The organism is Asticcacaulis sp. DW145, from assembly GCF_037101385.1.
Lineage (GTDB): Bacteria > Pseudomonadota > Alphaproteobacteria > Caulobacterales > Caulobacteraceae > Asticcacaulis > Asticcacaulis currens.
The window spans coordinates 1666367-1691457 of record NZ_AP029024.1 but is presented as its reverse complement, the minus strand read 5'-3'; the positions used below and the strand labels follow the sequence as shown (position 1 = coordinate 1691457).

At 62.8% G+C, this 25091-nt stretch carries 22 protein-coding genes; 18 read left to right on the top strand and 4 right to left on the bottom strand.

Features of this window, described 5'->3' with window-relative positions; translation table 11 throughout:
• Positions 1 to 127: 127 nt before the first annotated feature.
• The 3 genes from AACH73_RS07790 to AACH73_RS07780 all read right to left on the bottom strand — a co-directional run bounded on the left by AACH73_RS07790 (position 128) and on the right by AACH73_RS07780 (position 3016).
• A complete protein-coding gene (locus AACH73_RS07790) occupies positions 128 to 517 on the bottom strand; it encodes a hypothetical protein (protein WP_338734497.1) in 390 nt (129 codons plus the stop codon).
• 114 nt (positions 518 to 631) lie between these two features.
• Positions 632 to 982, bottom strand: a complete 351-nt coding sequence (locus AACH73_RS07785) for a DMT family protein (protein ID WP_338734496.1) — start codon at positions 980 to 982, stop codon at positions 632 to 634.
• Positions 983 to 1126: 144 nt separating this feature from the next.
• On the bottom strand, positions 1127 to 3016 hold the full coding sequence (locus AACH73_RS07780) for a hypothetical protein (protein ID WP_338734495.1): 1890 nt from the start codon (positions 3014 to 3016) through the stop codon (positions 1127 to 1129).
• A gap of 254 nt (positions 3017 to 3270) precedes the next feature.
• Here AACH73_RS07780 and ruvC point away from each other — a divergent pair, with 254 nt between their 5' ends.
• The 12 genes from ruvC to ftsH all read left to right on the top strand — a co-directional run bounded on the left by ruvC (position 3271) and on the right by ftsH (position 15574).
• Entirely contained in the window at positions 3271 to 3849 is a 579-nt protein-coding gene (gene ruvC / locus AACH73_RS07775; protein ID WP_338734494.1) for a crossover junction endodeoxyribonuclease RuvC, read from the top strand.
• The gene (ruvA, locus tag AACH73_RS07770; RefSeq protein ID WP_272741319.1) at positions 3846 to 4463 is read left to right on the top strand and encodes a Holliday junction branch migration protein RuvA; all 618 of its coding nucleotides are present in this window, start codon (positions 3846 to 3848) and stop codon (positions 4461 to 4463) included. Before ruvC ends, ruvA begins: the two co-directional genes overlap by 4 nt.
• 65 nt (positions 4464 to 4528) lie before the next feature.
• Positions 4529 to 5572 carry a Holliday junction branch migration DNA helicase RuvB gene (gene ruvB / locus AACH73_RS07765; RefSeq protein WP_272741318.1) on the top strand — a complete coding sequence of 348 codons (1044 nt, stop codon included), beginning with the start codon at positions 4529 to 4531 and terminating at the stop codon, positions 5570 to 5572.
• Between the two features lie 184 nt (positions 5573 to 5756).
• Positions 5757 to 6461: a MotA/TolQ/ExbB proton channel family protein gene (locus tag AACH73_RS07760; protein ID WP_272741317.1), complete on the top strand. Its 705-nt coding sequence runs from the start codon at positions 5757 to 5759 to the stop codon at positions 6459 to 6461.
• Between the two features lie 13 nt (positions 6462 to 6474).
• Positions 6475 to 6957: an ExbD/TolR family protein gene (locus tag AACH73_RS07755; protein WP_272741316.1), complete on the top strand. Its 483-nt coding sequence runs from the start codon at positions 6475 to 6477 to the stop codon at positions 6955 to 6957.
• A gap of 2 nt (positions 6958 to 6959) precedes the next feature.
• Entirely contained in the window at positions 6960 to 7766 is an 807-nt protein-coding gene (locus tag AACH73_RS07750; RefSeq protein ID WP_272741315.1) for a hypothetical protein, read from the top strand.
• A gap of 13 nt (positions 7767 to 7779) precedes the next feature.
• Complete coding sequence (gene tolB / locus AACH73_RS07745) at positions 7780 to 9090, top strand: Tol-Pal system beta propeller repeat protein TolB (protein WP_272741314.1); 1311 nt, start codon at positions 7780 to 7782, stop codon at positions 9088 to 9090.
• Between the two features lie 294 nt (positions 9091 to 9384).
• Positions 9385 to 9939, top strand: coding sequence for a peptidoglycan-associated lipoprotein Pal (gene pal, locus AACH73_RS07740; RefSeq protein ID WP_272741313.1), 555 nt, complete (start codon positions 9385 to 9387; stop codon positions 9937 to 9939).
• 225 nt (positions 9940 to 10164) lie between these two features.
• A complete protein-coding gene (locus AACH73_RS07735) occupies positions 10165 to 11100 on the top strand; it encodes a CsgG/HfaB family protein (protein ID WP_272741312.1) in 936 nt (311 codons plus the stop codon).
• 215 nt (positions 11101 to 11315) lie between these two features.
• On the top strand, positions 11316 to 12224 hold the full coding sequence (locus tag AACH73_RS07730) for a tetratricopeptide repeat protein (RefSeq protein ID WP_272741311.1): 909 nt from the start codon (positions 11316 to 11318) through the stop codon (positions 12222 to 12224).
• 26 nt (positions 12225 to 12250) lie between these two features.
• Positions 12251 to 13495, top strand: coding sequence for a tRNA lysidine(34) synthetase TilS (tilS, locus tag AACH73_RS07725; RefSeq protein WP_338734493.1), 1245 nt, complete (start codon positions 12251 to 12253; stop codon positions 13493 to 13495).
• 177 nt (positions 13496 to 13672) lie between these two features.
• A complete protein-coding gene (gene ftsH / locus AACH73_RS07720; RefSeq protein ID WP_272741309.1) occupies positions 13673 to 15574 on the top strand; it encodes an ATP-dependent zinc metalloprotease FtsH in 1902 nt (633 codons plus the stop codon).
• 49 nt (positions 15575 to 15623) lie between these two features.
• On the opposite strand, the gene AACH73_RS07715 is transcribed toward ftsH, so the two are convergent.
• Positions 15624 to 16403 (bottom strand): phytanoyl-CoA dioxygenase family protein, encoded by a 780-nt coding sequence (locus tag AACH73_RS07715; RefSeq protein WP_272741308.1) that lies wholly within the window; start codon positions 16401 to 16403, stop codon positions 15624 to 15626.
• 397 nt (positions 16404 to 16800) lie between these two features.
• Between AACH73_RS07715 and AACH73_RS07710 the strand changes: the two genes are divergently transcribed.
• The 6 genes from AACH73_RS07710 (at position 16801) to recN (ending at position 25033) form a co-directional block, all read left to right on the top strand.
• Positions 16801 to 17685, top strand: a complete 885-nt coding sequence (locus AACH73_RS07710; protein WP_338734492.1) for a cell division protein FtsQ/DivIB — start codon at positions 16801 to 16803, stop codon at positions 17683 to 17685.
• 12 nt (positions 17686 to 17697) lie between these two features.
• On the top strand, positions 17698 to 19056 hold the full coding sequence (gene ftsA / locus AACH73_RS07705; RefSeq protein WP_272741306.1) for a cell division protein FtsA: 1359 nt from the start codon (positions 17698 to 17700) through the stop codon (positions 19054 to 19056).
• A gap of 419 nt (positions 19057 to 19475) precedes the next feature.
• Positions 19476 to 21143 carry a cell division protein FtsZ gene (gene ftsZ / locus AACH73_RS07700; RefSeq protein ID WP_338734491.1) on the top strand — a complete coding sequence of 556 codons (1668 nt, stop codon included), beginning with the start codon at positions 19476 to 19478 and terminating at the stop codon, positions 21141 to 21143.
• 232 nt (positions 21144 to 21375) lie between these two features.
• Complete coding sequence (lpxC, locus tag AACH73_RS07695) at positions 21376 to 22269, top strand: UDP-3-O-acyl-N-acetylglucosamine deacetylase (protein ID WP_338734490.1); 894 nt, start codon at positions 21376 to 21378, stop codon at positions 22267 to 22269.
• 94 nt (positions 22270 to 22363) lie between these two features.
• Entirely contained in the window at positions 22364 to 23272 is a 909-nt protein-coding gene (locus AACH73_RS07690) for an outer membrane protein assembly factor BamD (RefSeq protein ID WP_272741303.1), read from the top strand.
• A gap of 51 nt (positions 23273 to 23323) precedes the next feature.
• On the top strand, positions 23324 to 25033 hold the full coding sequence (gene recN, locus AACH73_RS07685; protein ID WP_272741302.1) for a DNA repair protein RecN: 1710 nt from the start codon (positions 23324 to 23326) through the stop codon (positions 25031 to 25033).
• Positions 25034 to 25091 lie beyond the last annotated feature (58 nt).

Here is a 25091-nt window from a genome sequence, read left to right as displayed (position 1 = left end):
TATATAAAAAAGCACTTAGATAATCTGTCGCTGCGCCCTCTGACGCCACCCCTGTCGGACGCAGGGCGTAAATCAAAAAGCGTCCGGCGTGAACCGGACGCTCTTGAGGCTCAGCCCTGCGGGCAGCCTATTTCTTCCACCACCAGCCATCCGACTTCTTGGGGTAGTCCTTGGGGATGTCGGTACGGCCGCGCGCCACGGTGGCGTCGGTGCAGGACACCGGACGCGAGCCGCCGACCTTGCCTTCCATACCGAGCGAGGTGGCGTCGGGCTTGTTCTGGGCCGTGACGGTGACCAGCTTGCCATCCTGATTCATATGGACTTCGGTCTTGCTCTGGGAATCGTAGGTCATGACCTGCGGGGCCGTGCCGTTCGGTTCAAACTGCGCCACGCAGGCATCGGCGCGCTGCGCTTGGGTACGCGCATCCACATAGTCGTAACGGGGACCACCGGGTTCACAGGCCGAAAGCCCACCCATCAGCGCAAACCCCCCCATGATTACCAATGCGCGTTTCATACCTATCCCTCGAAATGCGGCCGCAAAAATATGGTTAACGTCTATAGTGGCACAGATGCCGTCTGAGTCAAAGCCTTAGAATGTGACGTTTTTTGTCGGTGTCGCTTCCCCGCATCACCCCTTATAGAAGATGAACCCGGCCCCCAGCGCGATCAGGGTAAAACCGACAATATGCGTCCAGCGGATCGCTTCGCCCAGATAGAAGACCGAAAACAGCACAAAGACCGACAGGGTGACGACCTCCTGAATGGTTTTGAGCTGGGCCGCCGAGAAGACGCCATAACCGATACGGTTGGCCGGGACCATCAGGCAGTATTCAAAGAAGGCGATGCCCCAACTGACAAGAATGAGGACCCAGAGCTTTTCATGCTTGACCTTGAGGTGCCCGTACCAGGCGAAGGTCATGAAGATGTTGGAACCGATCAGCAAAAGCACGGTCATCAGACCGGGGGGCAGGGCAGGCATCAGGCAAAGTCTCACTGGAAAGGCATTCCCAAAGCCATTTCAATGACCGTGGGTATAAGCCGGACACACGGCTTTGACGCCCGCCATACGGCGTTCAGTTATAAGATTTCAAGCTGTCTTTGCCGGCAAGCGTCTTTTACCGCGTCAGGCGCTGAGGCGTTCGGCGTCGCGGCGGGCATTTTCGGCCATGGCCTTGAGGCCCGCATGATCCGGCACGCGCGCCGACAGTTCGGCGAAGACGCGATGGGCGTGCTGGTAGAGCGGGGCGGCTTTCGGCCCGTCGCCCATAAGTTCACGCACCTGCGCCTGCTTTGCCAGAGCGATGGCCAGAGCCGAGCGTTTTTGCAGATTGTCGGGGTCTTCGGCAGAGAGTTCGCCCCGGATACGGCTCAGCTCCTCAAGCGCCTGCGCCGTGTGGCTCAGGTGCCCGCCCGTCTGCGTCAGGTCGGCAAACTGCGTCAGCAGGTCAAGGCGCGTATCGCGATCGGCGACGACGCCCAGCGCCCGACCCAACACCGGGAGCAGCTTGCCCGTCTCATTGGCCATGCGATAGCGGTGGATGAGGTACATGTGGATATTGCCGTCGGCGGGGTCGAGGGCCGACACCTGCTCATAGGCGTGCATGGCCGCCGTATCGTCGCGGCCCATGTGCAGGGCGCCATAGATACGCCACAGCTCGGCGGCCTTTTCCGGCAGGCGGGCATCGGCAAAGGCCTGCGCCTCCTGCGCCATGACCGCCGCGCCGCCGCTCAGATCGCCCTGAGTGATGCGGGCAAAGGCTTCGCGGCTTTGCAGGGCGCTGTCGTGATAAAGCTGGCCAAGACGCACACGCAGTTCCCCTTCGGCGATGTCGCGCGTGGCATCGGGCCAGTGGGTGAGGGCCGCCGTCAGGGCGCGGTTAATCTCGGCCTGCGGATCAACAGGCTGCGGATCGGGGGTCACGACCGGAGCGGCCGGCAACGGCTCCGCAACGGTTTCGGCCACGGGCGTGATTTCGGGCGCGACCTCTCTGACCGGATGAGGGTCGGATACCGGCCGGGATTCGACCGGTGCCGATTCCAGAACCACGGAATCAAGCAGGGGGGCGTTGTCTGCAAAGGTTCCGCTATCCGAAAGGGCTTCCGACAGGGCCTTATACTCCGCCGTCGATTTGATCGGCGTATCGGTCATCAGTTCGCTGATCAGTTCAGGCCTGGCCACGCGCGGCGGGGCGTCGGAATGGACCTCCTGCGCGCGCACGGCGTGCACCTCCTCGACGCTGGTGACCGAGGTCGGATCAGGCTTGTCGATAAAACGCATGGCCGAATGGATAACGGCGTTGATGTCCGGCGCCGCCTCCGGTGCCGTGCGGGCTTCCGGCCCTTCGTGCAGCAGGGCGGCGGCGATGGGATCGCTCACCACAGCCTGTACGTCTTCGACCGGGGTTTCGACGGGTAGGACTTCGACGGGTGCGGCTTCGGCCTCTTCGGCGACCGCCGCTATCGGCTCGGGGGCGGTTTCGGTCGCAGCTTCCGGACGGAAGGGGATGATTTCGGCGCTGGGCAAGGGTTCGGACGGGGCCTGCGCTACAGGCTCAGCCGTGGGCTCCGCAAGAATCGTGGGCACAACAGGCACAGGCGCAGAGTCGAGCGGGGCTTCGAAGCGCAGTGACGCCTTGCGCGTATTATCGGCCACCAGTTGCGGCGTGGGCGGCGCGGCCGGGGTCGGATCTTCCAGGATTTCCGGCGCGATTTCGGAGATCGGTGCCGAAGCCACCGCTTCGACTGGGGCGCGTCGGGCGGGTTTGCGGCGGGGCACCATCAGACTGGCCACCGTGCCGACAACCCCCACCAGCAGGCCGACAAGGCCCAGAGCCAGCAGGCCGGACATGGACGGCGTGATACGCACCCAGTTGACCCAGTCGGCGAGATACAGCCCGGCGGACAGGGGAGCGCCCCCGTTAATCAGCGCGAAGGCCACCGCAGCCCCGGCCGCAATGGCAACACCGATAAACAGGCCTGCATTGGCGCGGGAATGTCCCTTGTGTGCCGCCATGTCCATAACCCCCATTAACCGTACATTGATAAACCTTAACCCCAAGCCGGTGTTCTTGACAATCGCTTCCTGCGCCAGTTTGGGGCAGGACCACCGCTCAAAGCCTGATTTTGGTTCCGTTCATGCCTGTCGGTGCAGATTTCAGGCCACGGTTCAGACCCGATCCAACCCATCAATCGCCGGGACTGAACACCTTGGGCGACGGCAAGAATTGCCGATTGCACAGGGCGCGGCGAAGGGGTAATGCTGAACGAATGCAGAACAACAGGATTCGCATTATCGGTCTCGACCCCGGCCTGCGCCGCCTCGGCTGGGGGATTCTGGACGTCGAAGGGGCGCGGCTGAACTGGGTCGCGCACGGCGTCATCCTGCCCGATGAAAAGGCCGAACTGTCGGTGCGCCTGCTTTATCTGTTCGAAGAACTGGGCAAGGTCATCCTTCAGTATCGTCCGCAAGAAGCGGCGATTGAAGAGACGTTTGTCAATATGAACCCCGCCTCGACGCTGAAACTCGGCCATGCGCGCGCGGCCGCCATGCTGGCCCCGGCGCAGGCGGGTCTGAGCGTGGCGGAATACGCGGCGCTGGATGTCAAGAAATCCGTGGTGGGGGCGGGGCGCGCCGACAAGGATCAGATCCTGTTTATGATCAAGCGTCTGTTGCCGCGCGCCGCGACGGCGGAAAACGGTCTCACTGCCGATATGGCCGATGCACTGGCCGTGGCGGTGACCCACGCGCATAAGCGCAAGCACAGGATGCTGGAGCGGACCCCGAAAAGTGGGGAGCGGTTTTCGGGAGCAGGGGCGCGACCCCTTAAGAAAGGGGCGGCGGCATGATCGGACGGTTGCGCGGTATTCTGCTGGAAATCGAAGAGGACGAAGCCCTGATCGAGGTGATGGGGGTCGGCTATATCGTCAAGTGCGGCGTGCGCACCCTGGCCAACCTGCCCGGCAATGGTCAGGAGACGATCCTGCACATCGAGAGCCAGACGCGCGAAGACGGCACGCGGCTCTATGGCTTTCTGTCGAAGGATGAACGCAAGACCTTTCAGCAGCTTCTGACCGTGCAGGGTGTGGGGCCCAAGGCGGCGCTGTCGGTGCTTGATATACTGACGCCACACGAACTGGCCCTGGCCGTGGCGCACGAAGACAAGACCAAGGTCAACAAAGCCAACGGGGTGGGGCCCAAGCTGGCTCAGCGCATCGTGATCGAACTGAAGGGCAAGGCGCTGGCGGTCGGGGAGGCCTTTGTGCCCATGGCCCCAGGCGTGGTTCTGGCCTCGGTGAGGCCGGCGGTCAGTCTCAACGGCGAGAGTGTGGCCGCCCTTATGGGGCTGGGCATTCCCGAGGCGCAGTCGCGGCAGGCAGTCGAAGCGGCGGTGAAGGCACTGGGCCCTGAAGCCGAACTGGCGGCGGTGATCCGGGCGTCTCTGAAGTTGATTGGTAAGTAATTAAGCGCGGCCCCAAAAGTGTGAAGCGGTTTTGGGATCAAGCCGCGCGTTATTAAGGATAACTCATGGCGCGTATCATTTCCGGCGAACCGACGGACGACGAGGTCGAAGCCTTTGCCTCCGACCGCGCCCTGCGCCCGCAGAGCTTTGATGACTTTGTGGGGCAGGCCCCCCTCAAGGCCAATCTCAAGGTCTTTGTGCAGGCGGCTGCGGCGCGCAAGGAAGCGCTGGATCACGTGCTGTTTTATGGTCCGCCGGGTCTGGGCAAGACCACGCTGGCGCAGATTGTGGCCAAGGAACTCAAGGTCGGGTTTCGTGCGACGTCCGGCCCCATGCTGGCCAAGGCCGGTGATCTGGCGGCCATCCTGTCGAATCTCGAACCCAATGATGTGCTGTTTATCGACGAAATCCACCGCCTGAGCCCGCAGGTGGAGGAAATCCTCTATCCGGCCATGGAAGACTATGTGCTGGACCTGATCATCGGCGATGGTCCGGCGGCGCGCACGGTGCGAATCGATCTAGTGCCGTTCACGCTGGTGGGGGCGACGACACGGGCGGGCCTGTTGTCGCAGCCGCTGCGCGACCGTTTCGGCATCCCGCTACGGCTGGAGTTCTACACGCCCGAAGAGCTGGTGCGCGTGGTCATGGGCACCGGGCGCAAGATGGGCGCGGTGATGAGCGAGGACGGGGCCTTTGAAGTCGCCTCGCGTTCCCGCGGTACGCCGCGCGTCGCCGGACGTCTGCTGCGCCGGGTGCGCGACTTCGCCACCGCCGAAGGGGCCGAAGTCATCGACAGAAAAGTCGCTTCGCGCGCGCTGGCCCGGCTTGAGGTCGATCCGTCTGGGCTCGATCAGCTCGACCGCCGCTATCTGACGGCCATGATCGAAAACTATAATGGCGGGCCGGTGGGGCTGGAAACCATCGCCGCCGCCATTGCCGAAGCGCGCGACGCCGTCGAAGACATGATCGAGCCTTATCTGATGCAGCAGGGCTTTATCCAGCGCACGCCGCGCGGGCGCATGGCCTGCGCACGGGCCTACATGCATCTGGGGCTCAATCCGCCGGCCAATGGCTCGATTGCCCCCTCGACCGGCGATCTGTTTGACTGAGGCTTCCGGATTTTCCGGAATTTTATGCCAAGAGCGCCACATTAATGTCGCCAAACCTATGTCAGGATGCCAAGCCTGTGGGTGAGGTGCCACGGCCCTGTAAAAACACCCATTTTGCGCCTTTAAAAATTTGGTCGCATGGTTAAGCTAGGGTCAATCGCGCCTATTGCCTCAGGAGTTGTTCATGGAAGCCGCCCACGCCGCCGAGTCCCTCAGCTTTATCGACCTGTTCCTGCGGGCCGACTGGGTTGTGAAGGGCGTCATGCTTCTTCTGGCGCTCGGGTCGCTGTGGTCATGGGCGATTATCATCGAAAAGGGCTTCAAACTGGCCAAGCTGAACAAGGAGGCGGCGGGCTTTGAAGCAGAGCTGGCCTCCGGACGCGCGCTTGAGGACATCGCCGCCAAGCACGGTACCCAGCCGACCGCGCCCTTTCCAAAGCTGCTGGTGACGGTGACGGCAGCGTGGAGCGAATATAAGGGCAAGAGCATTTCCGCTCCCGAAGGCGAACTGCTTCTGTCGCGCGTCGATCGCGAACTGAACCATGTCATTTCGACCGAGGCCGACGCCATGGAAGATGGCCTCAGCCTCCTGGCCGTGGTCGCTACCGCGGCCCCCTTTATCGGCCTGTTCGGCACGGTCTGGGGCATTATGAACGCCTTTTCGGCCATTGCCTCTCAGGGCGACACCAATCTGGCCACGGTCGCCCCGGCTATTTCCGAAGCCCTGTTCGCCACGGCCATCGGTCTGGGCGCGGCCATTCCCGCCTATATCTTCTTCAACCTCTACAATGCCAAGGTGGCGCGTTTTGTGGGCCGCCTCGAAGGCTTTGCCGATGAACTGATGGTGTCCGTCACCGGTCGCCTCGGCGGCAAGCTGGCCGGTCGCTGAGAGGGGCACGCACATGGCAATGGGTAATGCAGGCACAGGCGGTGGACGCCGGCGCGGCAGGCGGCGGGCGCGTCGTGGCGCGCTGGCGGAAATCAACGTCACGCCGATGGTCGATGTCATGCTGGTGCTGCTGATCATCTTCATGATCTCGGCGCCGCTTCTGACCTCCGGCATCAAGATCGAACTGCCCAAGACCGAGGCAGCGGCGTTGAAGGATGAGGGCGATCCTATCACGGTGTCGATCCAGCGTGACGGTGCGCTCTTTGTCATGGACGATGCGGCCACCTTCGATCAGTTGACGCCGCGCCTGATGGCTATGACCGACAACGACACCTCAAAGCCGATCTATGTGCGTGCCGAAGGGACCGCGCCCTATGAGACGGTGGCCAAGGTAATGGCGCGTCTGTCCACGTCGGGCTTTACCAAGATCAATCTCCTCACCGAAAACCTCGGCAAGACGCAGAAACCGGCCCCGGCCGGGGAGGCGGCACCGTAACCATGAAGATGGGTCGCGCCCTTATCGGTTCGCTTCTCCTGCACGCGGGTGTGCTGGCGCTTGCCTTCCTCAACTGGAACACCCTGCCGGAGGCCAAGCCGGTGGTGTCGGTGCCGGTGCAGGTCGTGGCCGAACTGCCTGAACGCTCGATGGCTGCCGCGCCCAAGGATGAGCAGGCCGTGCTGGAGCCGGTACCGGAGCCCGCACCGTCTGAGCCCGTGCCGACGCCTGAGCCAGAACCGGTCCCGACACCTCCGGCGCCGAAACAGCCGGTGCCTGAGGTGAAGAAGGACACCAAAAAGCCTGAGCCGAAGAAGCTGGAACCGGTGAAACCGGCCCCGGCCAAACCGGACCCCAAGGGGATGCAGAAGCCGAAGCCTCAGACGCTTGACCTCGATTCTCTGTCGCAGATGAAGTCGTCGCCGCCCAAGTCGAACACGCGCACCCCCGCGCGGCCGACGCGCACACCCACCGACGGGTCTTCGGCGCGGGGGAGCGCTGCGGCGGATACAGGGCCGGCCTTGAACGCGCTGACGGCGAAGCTGCAACGTCTGTGGTCGCCCAACTGCGATGTGCCGGGCGGTAATCAGGTGCGCGCCGTCATTGCCTTCACCATTTCGCCGAATGGCCGTGTGATCAAGGGGCCGGAGTGGGAAAATCCCCGCAACGATCCGGTGTGGCAAGCGGCCGCCGGTCGTGCACAGGCCGCGGTCAAAAAGGGTGAGTTGTACGACAATCTGCCCGACGGACTTTACAATCAACCTCTGGAAATCACCTTCAACGCGCAGAAGGCCTGCGCAGGCGCATAACGGGAGGCCCCATATGAAACCCTTAAAAATCGCCGCCGTCGCCTTGGGGACGTGGCTTGCCATAGCGGCGGCCCCTCTGGCCGCTTTCGCGCAGGCGCCGATCCGTGCTGAGGTCAATGAGGGCGTGATCGCCCCCCTGCCTATCGGCATCGACATCGAGTCGAGCGGCTCCGATCTTGGGGACAAGATCACCAAGGTGGTCATGTCGGACCTGGAACGGTCGGGCTTCTTCAAGCCGATCGACCCCAACGCCTTCATCGAGCAGAGCGTCGGCATCGACGCCACGCCGACCTTTGCCAGTTGGAAGACCATCAATGCGCAGGCGCTGGCCAATGGTGTCGCGCGCGTCGATGCCGAGGGGCGTCTTCAGGTCGATTTCCGCCTGTGGGATATTTTTTCGGAGAAGCAGCTTCTGGGGCAGTCGGTCACGGCAACGCCGGAAAACTGGCGCCGCATCGCGCACAAGATCGCCGACGCCATCTATGAAAAGCTGACCGGCGAAGAGGGCTATTTCGACACCCGCATCGTCTTTGTCGCGGAAAGCGGTGGCAAGGGTAAGCGCGTCAAGCGTCTGGCCATCATGGATCAGGACGGGGCCAATCCCTCCTATTTGACGGATGGCTCCTATAAGGTAATGACACCGCGTTTTTCCGCTGACTCGCAGGAAGTGGCCTATATGGTGCTGCGCGAGGATTCCGCGCGCATCTATGTCTTCAACATCGAAACGGGCCGTCAGGAGGCCGTCGGACAGATCAAGGGCATGGTCTTCGCGCCGCGCTTCTCGCCCGATGGGACCAAGCTGGCCTATTCGGTGGCGCAGGGCGGCAATACCGACATCTATGTAATGGACCTGCGCACGCGGGCCACGCGCCGTGTCACCACCGATCCGGGTATCGACACCTCGCCGTCCTTCTCACCGGATGGATCGACCATTGTGTTTAACTCTGACCGGGGCGGTTCGCCGCAAATCTACGCCATGAATGCCGACGGTACGGGCGTGCGCCGTATCTCGTTTGGCGGCGGTGTTTATTCGACGCCGGTATTCAGCCCAAAGGGCGACAAGATCGCCTTTACCAAGCAGTCCGGGGGCCGCTTCTCGATTGGCGTGATGGATGCCGGTGGCGGCAATGAGAAGCTGCTGACCTCCTCCTTCCTCGAAGAAGGGCCGACCTGGGCCCCCAATGGTCGCTACATCATGTTCTTCCGTGAGCCGCCGGGATCGCTGCCATCGCTGTGGATGGTTGAGGCTTCGGGGCGTATCGAGCGTCCGGTACCCTATGCGGGCGGCGCGTCCGACCCGGCCTGGTCACCGCGACTGAAATAGACGGGAAACCGCAGGGCCTGCCGCATCGGCAGGCCCTTTACCTACCGAAAACTGATTTTTGCCCGCCTATATTCCCATTTTGCGCGCGTAATTTTTGCCACAACACTGCTTTTTGAAGACTGTGATCGCGCCGTCGCAACATCTCTGCCACAAGACTGTTACACAGCGTAACTAAATGTGGGTTAAGGGTTTGACAAATCCGTTTTGAGGCGGAAAAGTAGGACCATTCATTTTCTCAGGAAATGGCTTGCTGTTTCCGTCAACTTTACAATTGTTCCAACAAGGGGTTTTTCGATGACCAAGTCTGTATTCAAACTCGCTCTGCTGGCCTGTGCCACGCTTTCGGTGGCGGCCTGCGCCGGTAAGAAGCCAGAAGTCGTGACGCCCCCGCCGGCCGTCGCCGAACAGCCGACCCCGGCCCCGGCCTATACGCCGCCGCCCGCCGCTGACACCACTCCGCTGCCGCCGACCGGCCCGGTTCCGGGTTCGCAGCAGGACTTCGTCGTCAATGTCGGCGACCGCGTCTTCTTCGATCTCGACCAGTCGTCGCTGCGCGAAGACGCCAAGGCCCTGCTGGACAAGCAAGCGGCCTGGCTGGTTCGCTATCCGGCCGTGAAGATCCGCATCGAAGGCAATGCCGACGAGCGCGGCACCCGTGAATACAACTTCGCTCTTGGGGCGCGTCGCGCCGAGACCGTGTCGCAGTACCTGACCGCAAAGGGTGTGGTACCGGCGCGCATCTCGACCATCTCCTACGGTAAGGAAAACCCGATTGCGACTGGTGACGACGAACAAGCCTGGTCGCAAAACCGTAACGCCCACACGGCTATCACCGAGGGCGCGCAATAAGCGTTCCGACGGCAAGCGCCGAATGACAGAAAAGGGTCCGGTTCGCCGGGCCCTTTTTCATACCCCGAACAGGGGAGGGGCCGCTCTCAGGCTTGCCGCGATCCGTGTCGCCTGCTATCGCAAGGGCGTAGAGTTCGTGTCGCCTCGCCCAGAGTCGCGTATTCGCTTGGGGCAGATGACCGTCATCAGAACACCATCCCGACAATTCATTCCAGGGGGTAAGATATGCACAGATGTTTAAGCGCCGTCGCGCTGGCGGCTCTGGTCGTGCCGGTTGCAGGCATGGCTCAGACGGCCAAGCCATCCAAGGTCCAGCAAACCCAGAACAGCATGATGGACTCAATCCCGAAATGCACCAAGAAACTGGGCACAATCTCCATCGTCAACGGTGACGATGAGCGCGGTTGGGCGCAAAACAATCTGGCGCCGCCGCAAAAGTTATTGCGGGTGATCGTGCAGAAGTCGGGTTGTTTCTCGCTGGTTGATCGCGGGGCCGGTATGAACGCTGCTCAGCGCGAGCGTGATCTGGCCGCCGGGATCGGGCTTCAGGCCGGCTCCAATGTCGGCCAAAACCAGATCAAGGCCGCCGATTTCGTGCTGGTGGCAGAGGTTGCGGCGGCGGACTCCAACACCGGTGGCGGTGGGGCGGCCGGTATTATCGGCGGCATGGTCGGTGGTCGGGCTGGAGCCGTCATCGGCGGTTTCCGTACCAAAAAGCTTGAGGCCAATACGGTTTTGTCCCTGACGGATGTCCGCACCTCGGAATCCAACTCGTTCGAAGGCAGCGCTGCCAAGAATGACCTGACCTGGGGCGTGGGCGGGGGCGTCGGTTTTGCCGGTGCGGTCGGCGGCGGCTACGAAGACACCGAAATAGGTCGCATTGTCACCCAGGCCTTCATCGTCACCTACACCAACATGGTCAAGGAGATGGGTGGACTCGACATTGGGGGGAAGGCGGCCGCACCGCAGCGCTCGTTTGTCGTGATGACGCCGACCAGCCTGCGCGCTACGCCGGCGACGACTGGCAAGATGATCCGCGCCTTGCCGAAGGATCTGCTCCTTTATCCGACCGGGAACAAGGACGGCATGTGGTGGGAAGTCATGGACGACAACGACAATGTCGGCTGGGTTCAGAATGACAAGCTGACCGCTGCGAAATAAGGCGAAAAACCCTGTCACTTTGACGGGGTTTTTTTATGGCCTTTTCCGCTTGCGTCGATGTAGGGGGTGTCATGAGATGCCGCTCTCTGGTCACATCCGGCGTCTTAATTTTGCCGGACTGCGCCGTCACGATGGAAACCGTCACAAAAATGGTTGACATCTGAGGCGCGCTCGTCAGGTATTTGAGGACGCGCCCCACAGGTTTCAGGACACGCATGACCCGCCAGAGTTTAAAGGCCACTCTTTCCGCCCTGACGATCGCCCTTGCCACGGCGGCTGCATTCGATGTGGCCGCGCCGACGCCCGCGCATGCCCAGCTTTTTTCCATCGACCAGAGCGAAGCGGACGACAAGTCGCCGCCGGTCGAGTGGGACAAGAAGCGTCTGGAGCGCCTGGACCGCAATGTCCGCAAGCTGGAACGCGCCATCACCAATTATGAGGGCAAGACGGGCAAGAATGCCGGACCGCCCGCTTTGATCGAGCCCGACCCCGAGGTTGTGGCGCTTCAGGCGACGGTGGAAATCCTGTCGCGCAAGGTGGATGATCAGGCGCAGCAGATCACCCAGTTGACGTCGCAGATCGAGGAAGCCGGTTTCGCGGCGCGCAAGGCCAATGAGAAGATCACCGGCCTTGAGGCGCGTATCGGCACGCTGGTGCAACGTCTCGATCTGGTCGAAGCGCATCTGAAGGATGTCGATGCGGCCCTGGCTGGCCCGCCGCCGCCCCCGCCCACCACGGGCACGGCCGAAGGCGATTTTAATCAGGCCTATGACCTGCTGACCAACGGGAATATGGACGACGCCGAGCGCGCCTTCACCGAGTTTACGACCAAGTGGACCAGCGCTCCACAGGCGGCTGAGGCGTGGTTCCGTCTGGGGCAAATCCGCACGGTCAAGGGCGATGTGTCCGGTTCGGTCGCCGCCTATGCCACCTCGCTCAAGGGCTGGCCCAAGACGAGCTGGGCCCCCGAAGCCACGGTGAAACTCGCGAACGCCCTGTCGCAAACCGACTCGGCCAAGTCCTGCGTCGCGCTGGCCGAGTTTAACAAGCGCTATGCAGCGGGCGCGTCGGCGGCCATCAAGTCGCAGGCCAAGGCGCTGGCGACCAAGGGCAAGTGCAGCTAATCAGTCCGGATTTAAGAGCGAGTCTTGTGGTCAGTCTGGAGGCTTTTCCGGACCTTGCCGCAAGCCTTTCGCGTTTTGCGACCTACCTTGATGGTCCGGCGCACCGGCCTGTCGGTGTGGCCGTTTCCGGGGGCGGTGATTCCGTGGCCCTGCTCCTGTTGCTGTGGCTGTGGGGGCAACGACCGCTGGAGGTCTTTACGGTCGATCATGGTATCAACCCGCTCGGTGCCCACTGGGCGCAGGGCGTCGAAGCGCTGGGGCGCGAACTGGGCGTGCCGGTTAGCGTCCTGCGTTGGGAAGGCGAAAAACCGCAGACCGGGCTTCAGGCGGCGGCGCGCCGGGCGCGGCATCATCTGATCCTTGATGCGGCTCGGGCGAAAGACATCCGCGTCCTGTGTCTGGGGCATAATGCCGATGACGTGGCCGAAGCCGCGGCCATGCGTACCGAAGGCTCGACGGTCGGCTCGCCGAAACCGTGGTCTCCTGCCCCCTTCTGGCCGGAGGGGGAGGGCGTGTTTTACCTGCGCCCGCTGCTGGGCATCGGTCGGGCGCGGCTGCGTGAGTGGCTGAGCGCGCTGGGCGTGGCCTATGTCGATGACCCGGCCAATACCCATCCGGCCTATCTGCGGGCGCGGGTCCGCCAACAGGGGGTGAAACCTGTTCTTGCGGAGCATCAGCGCGACGCCAACCCCGTTGCGCCGGAGCCAATAGCGGTGACCGGACGCACCGCGGGGGCCTATTTTCAACGGCCCGACCTGCCGTCGGCTGCCCTTCTCTCCGCGCTGATCGTCTGCGCCGGGGGCGGGGACAAACTGCCGCGTCAGGCCGAAATTGACCGCATCCTTGCCGGAGCTGCCGCTGGCCGCAAGCGCTTCACCCTGTGCGGGGCGCGCATCGCCGCCCATGACGGTGGCTGGCTGATCTGTCGCGAGCCCGGCGACCTGACCCGGAATGGGGCAAAGCCTCAGCGCATCGGCGATATCTGGGACGGGCGATACCGATTGCCCCCTTATGCGCTTGAGGCCGAAATCGTGCCGGCGGGAGGCTATCTCAATGCTCTGCCCCCGGAAGATCGCCTGCGTCTTAAGGCTCTGCCGCCCGCCGTGCGCGCGGCCATGCCGGTGGTGAAGACGGGGCAGACGGTACGCCTTCTGGCGGCAGGAGACTTGCAAGACGTGACTTACAACCGGTTGCGGGCGGCATTGGGACTGATCCGCTGCGAATCCGAAGCGGTTCATCCCGTGTTTTCCTGCGGAGAGCCGGTAGCGTAGCGTTAAAGAGCCTACTATATAGGTTCCAGACACGGACGGCTTCGCGCTGCTGTTGAGACCTGCGGCCGTCCTGGTCGCATATGAGACCCGCGGTCGTCCTGACCGCATATGAGACCCGCGGTCGTCCTGACCGCATGTGAGGACCCGCGGTCGCCCAGACCGCATGTGAGGAAACGTATGAATTTTCGTGCTCTGACGATTGTCGGGATTCTTCTGGCGGTTCTGCTGGTCGGCTATGCCGTCGTTGGCAAGGCCCCGTACCAGAACGCGCCGAAGGAAATGAGCTATTCGGTGCTCAAGGAACAGGTCAATGCGGGTCAGATCGTGGCGGTCGAGATCGACCGCGATCAGGCCACGGTCACCGACACCAACAAGCAGAAGCATAAGGTCGTCATTCCTTATCCGAACAGCGATACGGCGGACTGGCTCGATTCCAAGAATGTTAAGGTCAATATGAAGACCGTTACGACGCCGTTTCTGGTGTCGCTGCTGTCGGGCCTGCTGCCGATCTTGCTGATTGTCGGCCTGTGGCTGTTTTTCATGCGCCAGATGCAGGGCGGCGGTCGTGGGGCCATGGGCTTCGGTAAGTCGAAGGCGCGCCTTCTGACCGAGCACAAGAACCGCGTCACCTTTGCCGATGTGGCGGGCGTCGATGAGGCCAAGGAAGAATTGCAGGAGGTCGTCGATTTCCTGAAAGACCCGACCAAGTTCCAGAAGCTGGGCGGCAAGATCCCGAAAGGCGCGCTGCTGGTTGGTCCTCCGGGGACGGGTAAGACCATGCTGGCCCGTGCTGTGGCCGGGGAAGCGGGCGTGCCCTTCTTCTCGATTTCGGGTTCGGACTTCGTGGAAATGTTCGTCGGCGTTGGGGCCTCGCGCGTGCGTGACATGTTCGAACAGGCCAAGAAGAACGCGCCGTGCATCATCTTTATCGACGAAATCGACGCGGTGGGTCGCCATCGCGGTGCCGGTCACGGCGGCGGCAATGATGAGCGCGAACAGACCCTCAACCAGTTGCTGGTCGAGATGGACGGCTTTGAGGCTCAGGAAGGCATTATCATCATCGCCGCGACCAACCGTCCGGATGTGCTTGACTCGGCCCTGCTGCGTCCGGGCCGCTTCGATCGTCAGGTGACGGTGCCGAACCCCGACCTGACCGGTCGCGAAGCCATCCTGCGCGTGCACATGCGCAATGTGCCATTGGCCGTCGATGTCGATGTCAAGGTGGTGGCGCGCGGTACGCCGGGCTTCTCCGGGGCCGATCTGGCTAATCTGGTCAACGAAGCGGCTCTGATGGCGGCGCGCAAGGACCGCAAGCTGGTCACCATGAAGGATTTTGAAGACGCCAAGGACAAGGTGCTGATGGGGGCTGAACGCCGCTCGATGGCCATGTCCGAAGCCGAAAAGAAGCTGACGGCCTATCACGAAGGCGGTCACGCCATTGTGGCGCTCAAGGCTCCCGAAGCCGATCCGGTGCACAAGGCGACCATTATTCCGCGCGGCCGTGCGCTGGGTATGGTCATGCAATTGCCGGAAGGCGACCGCTATTCGCAGAACTATGTGCAGATGACCTCGCGTCTGGCCATCCTGATGGCCGGCCGTGTCGCCGAAGAACTGATCTTCGGCAAGGATCAGATCACGTCGGGTGCCTCATCGGATATCCAGCAGGCGACCCGTCTGGCCAAGGCTATGGTCACGCGCTGGGGCTATTCGGACGCGCTGGGCCTGGTCAACTACAAGGACGCTGAGGACGAGCATGGGGCCTTTGGCCGCGACGTGTCGGAATCGACGGCTCAGACCATTGATGGCGAGGTCAAGCGTCTGGTGCAGAGCGGCTATGACGAGGCCAAACGCATCCTGACCGAAAATCTCGACAATCTGCATCGTCTGGCGAAGACCCTGCTGGAGGTCGAAACCCTGAGCGGCGAAGAGATCGAAAAGGTCCTGCGTGGCGAAGAGATCGTCCGCGATGAAGACACGGGCATCCTGATCGAAAACACCACCCGTCTGGCAGTGCCGACGACCGATGATCCGGAGCCTCTGCCGGAGACCGTAGTGCCGGAGGTCAAGGAAGGGGCCTGACCCAATCAGCCCGTCCTTAAAAAGGCCCGTGCACACCGCACGGGCCTTTTTACGTGAGGGCCAGAGCGATCGCCTGTTCAACCGGCGATGGCCCGTCGGGGCTCAGAGGCACCGTGGGCAGCAGCGGAGGCTGGGCCATAAACCGGGGCTGGCTGCCTCGGTGGGGTTGCGCGGAATGCACAAGAAAGGGATGGCACAGATAGACCGTCCCGGCTGCCCCTGTGGCCAGAACCTCCTCGCAGTCGGCGGACTCTGCAAAGCCCGTCGATGCCAGTTCACCCAGGGTCAGGCCTGCCTCGCCCGCCGGGGCCAGCCGCCGCGCAATGCCGAGGTGTGAACCGGCGCGAATACGCGTCGGCGCGTCGGCCTCATCCACGTCCGAAAACAGGAAAAGCATCAGCAGGGCCCGGCCACGGGACTGAACATTGGCGCGCCATTGCAGAAAATCCGGATGTTCGGTGCCAAAACTGACGTCTATGTGCCAGCCGACATCCGGCGGCACCTCCGGCGAAGGGAATCGCACCGGAAAGGTGCCAAGTCCCGCCGGAGGATGCCAGCGACCGGGACCAATCAGTTGATCGAAGGCGGTGTGCAGGCGCAACGTATTGGCGGCAGCGGTAAAGGGCGCATCTGTGAAGTGCCGCAGCCGGACGACGGGGCGCGTCCAATGCTCAGGCCGATGCGGGTCACACCCCGTCGCGGCCCACAGGATGCGTCGCGCCTCTTCCGCCAGTGAGGACGGAAAAGCGCCCTCAAGACAGAGGAAGCCTTGGCGGATGAATTGCGTGATCTGCGCGTCGTTGAAGGTGCGGTAAGAAGGTGCAGACATGTTAAGCCTTCGGGAGGGGGATGCACGCAGGCACAAACGCTCAGACGGGCCGAATATCACCCTGAAGTGGCGCGCCGGGACGCGGATCAGGCCAGGTCGCGGACCAAGGGGAAAGCAAACATATTCATCGTGTTATCTATACCCGGCGTGTCAGATTCAGACAATCACTGGTAAGCGCCGTCGCATTTGAGGCTATCCCCAAAATATGCCTAACGAAAACCTGCCCGAACAGGCATTCGTTAGCGGATCGTTAAGGTTGTTGGGGTCTATTGATCCTCTCAGCCTCCTGTCTTTAGGGCACTGCCGTACCGGTTCAAAGAACCGCAGGGCGCGTCCGTGTTCCGGGCGGCTGAAGCGCCACCGGCCCTGACTGGGCGGACGATCACGAGGACAGAATATGCCAGCCGTCGTCAGAGGCGGGCGCCGTCAAGCGGCCCCGGTATCGAAAGCGTCCCCCCGTCAGGCGGCCCCGCGTGCGCACGGCGGGCGCAAGGCTGAGGCCGGGAAGTTCGCTCTGATCGGCGGCGTAGCTATGCCCAGTGAGCTGACGGCGTGGCTGGGGTTTCTGGGGGCGGCGGGCCTGATGGCCGTGGTTCTGCTGACCGGTGGGCGCGCCGAAGCCCTGCGCACGGGTCTGGTCAATTTTACCGATGCGCGTATCGCCTCCATCGGTATCAATCTTCAGAATGTCCGCCTGCAAGGCGTCTCTGACGTGGCGCGTGACGACATTCGCAAGGCGATGCGTTTTCAGCGCGGTCAGCCGCTGGCCCTGATGGACCTCAACAAGGTGAAGGCCGATGTGGAATCCGTGGGCTGGGTGAAGTCTGCGGTGGTGCGTCGTCAGTTACCGGATCAACTGATCATCAGCGTCGTGGAACGTCCGCGTCTGGCGGTGTGGCAGTACCAGAACAAGACCTATGTCATCGACGATACGGGCAAGGTCATTCCGGAGGCGCGTTCCGGCAACTTCCTCGACCTGCCCCTGGTGGTTGGCGAACAGGCCAATGCCGCCAGTGGTGACATCTTGCGCCTGATGCAGGCGCGGCCGGAGCTGATGTCGCGCGTCTGGGCGCTGGTGCGCGTCGATACGCGCCGCTGGGACATACGTCTGAAAAACAACACCATTATCAAGTTGCCGGCGCTGGATCAGGATGAGGCCCTCAACCGCCTCGACGGGCTGATCAGCCAGCAGCGTATCCTCGATCAGGGGTTGGCGGTCATTGATCTGACCGATCCCAATGCTCTGGTCGTCAAGCCGTTCGAAACCGCCCCCGCAGCTTAAGGTTCTCCGTCAATGTCGCGTCTTGAAGATCGCAAACTGGCCAAAGAAGGGCGTCACGTCGAAGCCGCCTCGCGTCAGCCCGGCGTGATGGCGGTGACGCCGGGCGTCGTCGCGTCTCTGGATCTGGGCGCTTCGAAGATCGGCTGCTTCATCATGAAGCCGGACGGCGTGCGCAGCGCCGACCATTCGATCCGTGTGGCCGGCGTCGGCTTCGTACAGTCGCGCGGTGTACGCGCGGGCAATATTATCGACATGGAAGCCGCCGCCACCGCCATCGCTCAGGCGGTCGAGCGCGCCGAAGCCATGGCCAATGTGTCGGTGCAGGGGGTGCGCGTTTCTGTGCCGGGGGCGCAGACCGCGTCGCATCGCGTCTTCGCTCAGGTGTCGGTCGGTGTGAAACCGATCTCGGATGATGATCTCAACCGCGCCATCGCTTCGGGCCTGGCGCAGGTCCGCTTCCCCAATCGTCGCCCCATCCACCTCCTGCCGGTAAGCTGGGCTGTCGATGGCCACAGCGGTGTGCGCGATCCGCGCAACCTGACGGGTCGTACACTGGGCCTTGAATTGCTGGTCGTCACCATCGACGAAAACGTCTTTAACAATATCATGCAGTGCGTCGGCATGGCGCACCTTGAGGTGCAGGCCATTGTCTCCGCGCCTCTGGCGGCGGCCGTCGCAGCGCTGGAAGAAGACGAGAAGGAGCTGGGCTGTATCTGCATCGACATGGGGGCTTCGTGCACCACGGCGGCGGTCTTCTATGGCGGCGCACTGGTGCATGTCGATTGCCTGAATGTGGGCGGCAGCCACGTCACGGCTGACATTGCGCGCGGCTTGTCCACCACGCTCGTCGGCGCTGAGCGCGTCAAGACGCTGCACGGTTCCGCCATCGCCTCGTCCAACGAAGACCGCGAAATGGTCGAAGCCCCGCCGCGTGGTGATGATGCCGGAGCCCCGCCGATCTCGGTGCCGCGCTCGATCCTCAAAGGCATTATTGCGCCGCGCGTCGAGGAAACCTTCGAATTGCTGCGCGAAAAGCTGAAAGCATCGGGCGTGCCGATCGACCCCGGCGCGGGTATCGTCCTGACCGGTGGCGCGTCGCAACTGGCGGGTGTGCGCGAACTGGCCATCCGCGTGTTCGACCGCCCGGTCCGTCTGGGCAAGCCCAAGCGCGTACCGCATCTGGCCGATGCCGCCGCCGGACCGGCCTTTGCCGCCTGCGCCGGGGTGATCCTGCGCACGCTTTATGGACCGCGCGATGTGGTCCCGGCGCGCAAGATCATGACCGCCCGCCTGTCGCCCAAGGACGCGCCCAGCGCCGCCAAGGGTCACGTGGTCAGTCGTGTGGTGGAGTGGCTGAAGCAGAATCTGTAACCGGTTGCCCGTTCAAGATAAAAAAATCCACAATTTTGACGGGGCGCCTGCGGGCGTCCCGTTTGCGTTTGGGCGGCATGCAGCTGCATGATGCGCGCGTTAAGGCAGGGGTAAGGATTCCTGATTCCGGATTAATCTTCTGTGCATAAGTGGCCGTAATTTGGGCTGTTTTTGCGAGGGCAGGGGTGAGGCGATTCGTTTCCGGGCTCAAAGATTCATCAATGGGTAACTTTTGTTAAAATTTATCTCAAAAAGCCCTTCAAAACGGCGCGACTCAAGTTATCGGGTAACTATTCATTAAGCATATTCGATGTCTCATGATCGATGCTTGTGAGCGCTTTTCGATAAAGGCGCCGGGTCGATAATTGGACGGGAACAAAGGTCGCCCGGACAGGGTCACGGAAGGTTGGTCTGATCACATGGCTATACATCTCTCGGCGCCGCGCGCCACGGAATTGAAGCCCCGCATCGTCGTGTTCGGCGTCGGTGGCGCGGGCGGCAACGCCGTCAACAACATGATCGAGGCGGGCCTCGAAGGGGTTGAGTTCGTCGTCGCCAATACCGACGCGCAACAGCTTCAGTTTGCCAAGACCGACCGTCGCGTTCAGCTTGGCGTCTCTCTGACGCAAGGTCTGGGCGCGGGTGCGCATCCGGAAGTCGGCATGACCGCCGCCGAAGAGTCGGCGCATGAGATCGGTGAGCACCTTGAAGGCGCGCATATGGTGTTTATCACCGCCGGTATGGGCGGCGGCACCGGCACGGGCGCCGCGCCGATTATCGCCAAGACGGCGCGTGAACGCGGTATCCTGACCGTCGGCGTGGTGACCAAACCCTTCATGTTCGAAGGCCGTCACCGTATGCGTCTGGCTGATGCTGGCATCGCGGAGCTGCAACGCTATGTCGATACGCTGATCGTCATTCCGAACCAGAACCTTTTCCGTATCGCCAATGAGCGCACCACCTTCGCCGAAGCCTTTGGCATGGCCGATCAGGTGCTGCATTCGGGCGTGCGCTCCATCACCGACCTGATGGTGCTGCCGGGCCTGATCAACCTCGACTTTGCGGACGTGCGCTCGGTCATGTCCGAAATGGGCAAGGCCATGATGGGCACAGGCGAAGCGACCGGCGATGACCGCGCCCTCCAGGCGGCGCAAAACGCCATCCAGAACCCGCTGCTCGACGAAACCTCGCTCAAGGGTGCCAAGGCGGTGCTGGTCAACGTCACCGGCGGTCTCGACATGACCCTGCTGGAAGTCGATGAAGCGGCTAACGCCATTTCGTCGGAAGTCGATCCTGACGCCAACATCATCTTCGGCGCGGCCTTCGATCCGTCGTTGGAAGGCAAGCTGCGCGTGTCGGTCGTGGCTACCGGCATGGACTCCGCTGCCGCTCAGCAACAGCCGCCGGTGCCGCAGGCTTCGGCTTCGACCCCGCCGCGTCAGTCTATCTACATCACGCCCGGCCGTCCGGGACAGGCCCAGCCGGTTCAGACGGTCGCCGTTCAGGCCCCGCTTTCTCAGGCCCCGGCAGCCCTTGCGCCGCAACCGGCTTCGGTTCAGCCCGCACCCGTGGCTGAAGCCGCTCCGCAACCGGCCTACCAGCCGGAAGTCCGTCCGGAACCTGTGGCGGCCGCACCGCGAGTGACCGAGCCCGCGCCGCAGCCGGCGCCGGTGGCTCAGCCTGAACCGCGCATTATTGCCAAGATTGTGGACCCGTCGGTCGAAGACGATTTTGACATTCCGGCGGTTCAGCCGACGCCTCAACCGGTGCAACGTGAGGTGCCGCAGCGCCCGGTCGCCGGTTACGGCACGGTGCGTGCGCCCGAACCTGCCCGGCCGAGCGTCGCCACGCCGCGCGAAGATGATCGTGGCGGCCTGTGGCGCGGCCTGTTCCCCAAGCGCAATGACGCCCCGGTTGCCCAGGCCCCGGACTATCGTCAGCCGTCGGCACCGATGCCGTCCCCCTATGCGGCGGCCCCTCAGGCGCAACCGGCGCCTCAGCCCGCCGCCAAGTCGGACGTGCTGCCCGGCATGGAAGCGGAGGATGATCTCGAAATCCCCTCCTTTCTTCGCCGCCTCGCGAACTGACAAAGACAGTAACTAGCTACAGCGATCAAACGCAGAAAAGCCCGGAGACGTCTCCGGGCTTTTCTTTTGCCGCGAACGCCTTAAGATTAGCCCGGACCCGTTGTGACAGGGGCGTTAAGCATGGCGTTACAAACCGTAATTCATGTTTAGTTGAGGCGACGGGGGGGCACGGCGTATAAACTGACGTGAGCGGAAACCTTTCCGCACGTCAATTTTTGGGTTTATGCGTTTCATGTCGCCTGACCACCACGAACATACGATCGCCGTTCCCGCCATTTGCGCGGGTGTCGGCCTGCACACCGGCCAGCGTGTGCGCCTGTCCGTGCGTCCGGCGTCGGCCGGTACAGGCATTGTATTCGTGCGTACCGACATCTGCGATCGTGATAACCGCGTGCCCGCACGCGCCGATCTGGTCACCCAGACCCGTCTCGGCACCGTCATCACCAATGCCGATGGCGTCTCGGTTTCAACGATCGAGCACCTGATGGCGGCCTTGTCGGCCCTGGGGGTGGATAATGCCCTCATCGAACTGGATGGCCCGGAAGTGCCGATCATGGACGGTTCGGCCCAGCCTTTCGTGCAACTGCTCGATCAGGCCGGGTTCCGTCGTCAGGCTCAGCCGCAGCAGGTCATCGAAATCCTCAAGCCGGTCGTTGTCGTCGAAGACGATAAGCGCGCAGCCTTCTATCCGGCTGACCGTTTCGAGATGCGCTTTGAAATCGACTTCCCCAGCGCCGTCATTGGCCATCAGGAAATCGAGCTGGTTGTCACCGAAGACAGCTTCCGCACCGAACTGGCAGCGGCGCGTACCTTCGGCTTTGTCGAAGGCGTTGAGGCCCTGCGCGCGGCCGGTCTGGCGCGTGGCGGCTCCATGGACAATGCCATCGTCATCGACGGTGATCGCGTTCTGAACGTCGAAGGCCTGCGGTTTGCCGACGAATTTGTGCGTCACAAGGCGCTGGACGCCATCGGCGACCTGTACGTTCTGGGTATGCCCATTCTTGGCAGGTTTGAAGGAATCCGCGCCGGTCACGGCCTTAATAATGCCGTGGTTCGTGCCCTACTGTCGCAGCCGGATGCCTACCGGATCGTGACCCGCGCCCCCGTGCTCCAGCAGGCTGGCTAAAACCTGTTGGCGTTTGCGGCGCGCCGTTGTAGAGCTATCCTCCACAAGCGCTAAGACTGCCGGGCGACTGATACCGGCCTGATGAGGATTTATCGTGCCGGCCTATACGACTTCGACCGCTTCTCCCTCCTTCGGCAAGACATCGGCAAAGCTTCTGCTCCTGACGGCGCTGGCGGCTGTGGCCCTTACGGCCTGTGCCGGCAAGCCCAAGCAGCGCACGCGTCTGGTGTATGAGGAGCGCCCGGTTGAGGCGCTCTACAATACCGGAATGCAGCGCCTGGACGAAAAGAGCTGGAACGAAGCCGTGGATTATTTCGAAGAGGTGGAGCGTCAGCACCCCTATTCGGAATGGTCGCGCCGCTCGATCATCATGGAAATCTACGCCCACTATCAGGCCAATGATTACAACGAATCGACGGCGGCGGCGGAACGGTTCATCAAGCTCTATCCGGGCTCGCCCCTGACGCCTTATGCCTACTATATGCGTGCGATCAACTATTTCGAACAGATCGTCGATGTGGGTCGGGATCAGGCCTATACCGAGACGGCGCAAAACTATCTGCGTGAGATCGTGCAGCGCTATCCGGGCACCGAATACGCCCGTGACGCTCAGGTCAAGCTCGACATGGTCTATGACCAGCTGGCGGGCAAGGAAATGGAAATCGGCCGTTTCTATCTGGCGCAGAACCAGCCTCTGGCGGCCATTGGTCGCTTCAAGACGGTCATCACCCGCTATCAGACGACCTCGCATACGCCCGAAGCCCTCTATCGCCTCGTCGAAGCCAATCTGATGATGGGCATTACCGACGAAGCCAACCGCAATGCGGCGGTGCTGGGCTATAACTATGCGGGCGACCGCTGGTATGGCGCGGCTTACAAGCTGATGCAGGAACGCGGTCAGCCGATGGACGTCAAGCCGCTGCCCGTCGCCGAAAAAACCAAACCGGCGAAAAAAGAACAAAAAGAGAAAAAGAGCTGGCTAAGCCGCATCAACCCGATGTAATCTGAGAGAAACAGCCGTGAGCCGACTCACGGCTTTTTCGTCAGGGTTTCCATGCTCACACGCCTGTCTATTCAAGACGTTGTGCTCGTTGATCGGCTGGATCTCGATATCCGGCAGGGCCTTTCGGTACTCACTGGGGAAACCGGGGCCGGCAAATCCATCATACTCGACAGTCTGGGTCTGGCCACCGGTGCGCGCGGCGATGCCGGGCTGATCCGCACGGGCGCGCCGCAGGCTTCGGTCACCGCCGAATTCGATCTGGCCGCCGGGCACCCGCTTTATGAATTTCTCGAAGACAAGGGGCTGGCCGTAGAGCCCGGTGAACCGCTGCTGCTGCGCCGGGTGGTCAGCCGTGACGGGCGCTCCAAGGCGTTCGTCAATGATCAGTCGGTCTCGGTCAGCGTGCTCAAGGCGCTGGGTGACGGCCTGCTGGAAGTGCATGGCCAGCATGAAACGGTTGGCCTGCTCGATCCGCGCACGCACGGAGCCATGCTCGATGCCTATGGCGGCTGCGAGGGGGCGCTGGCGGCTACGGCGGCGGCCTTCCGCACGCTGAAGGCCCTGCGGGATCAGTACCGCGACCTCAAGCGGCAATCCGACAATGCGACGGCCGAAATCGAAGAACTGACCCTGCGCCTTCAGGAACTGGACCGCCTCAACCCGCTGCCGGATGAGGAGGCGCAACTGGCGTCTGACCGCGCGCTTCTGGGCGCGTCGGAGCGGGCGCTGGAAGATATCAATGAGGCGCGCACCACGGTCGGCGGCGATCAGTTGTCGCAGCGCCTGTCCAAGGCCTTCCGCGCCCTCGATCACGCCCGCACGCGCGCACAGCAGGCCGGGGCAGGGGAGGGCCATGCGGTACTCAAGGCGCTTTCCGATGCCGCCGAAGCGCTCGACCGGACCCTGATTGCCGCCGATGAGGCGTTGGCCCTGATGGATGCGGCGGCCGATGCGCTGGACGTGGAGCCGGGTAAGCTGGACCGCGTCGAGGAGCGTTTGTTCGCCCTGCGGGCCATGGCGCGCAAGCTGAATATTCTAGTCGAAGACCTGCCCAAAAAACGAGTCGAGATCGCCCATTCGCTGGGGCGTATCGAAGACGCCGATGCCGAGCTGAAAAAGCTGGCGGCGGCGATTGCCGCAGCGGAGCAGGCCTTCCATGCGGCGGTTGAAACCCTGCGGCAGAAGCGTCTGGCGGCCGGTGAGGCGCTGAGCGCCGCCGTCATGGCCGAACTGGTGCCACTCAAGCTCGACAAGGCGGCCTTCCGCGTGGCGATCCGCCCGCTGGAGCCTGAAAAGTACGGTGCTGCGGGTGGCGATGTGATTACGTTCGAGGTGCGCACCAATCCGGGCGCCGACTGGGGCGGCATGGCGGCGATTGCGTCGGGCGGCGAACTGGCGCGCTTTGCCCTGGCGCTCAAGGCGGCTCTATCGACCCGTGGTGGCGAAGACGCGGCCGGTCCGGTGATGATCTTCGACGAGGTCGATCAGGGCGTGGGCGGTGCCGTGGCCGACGCCGTGGGGTTGCGTCTGCGTAAGCTGGCTCAGCGCTCTCAGGTGATCGTCGTCACTCATTCACCCCAAGTAGCGGCACGCGGCGATCAGCATTTGAAGGTCTCCAAGGCCGATGCCGGTGAGGGGATGCGCTCGCGCGTCGTCGAACTGAGTAAGGATGAGACGCTGGAAGAACTGGCCCGCATGTTGTCGGGTGCCGAAATCACCCCCGAAGCCCGCGCCGCCGCTATCGCGCTGGTGAAGGGGTAGAAACAGCATAGCCTCCCCCCTGATCTCAGGGGAGATGCCGGCTGAAAGCCGGAGGGGG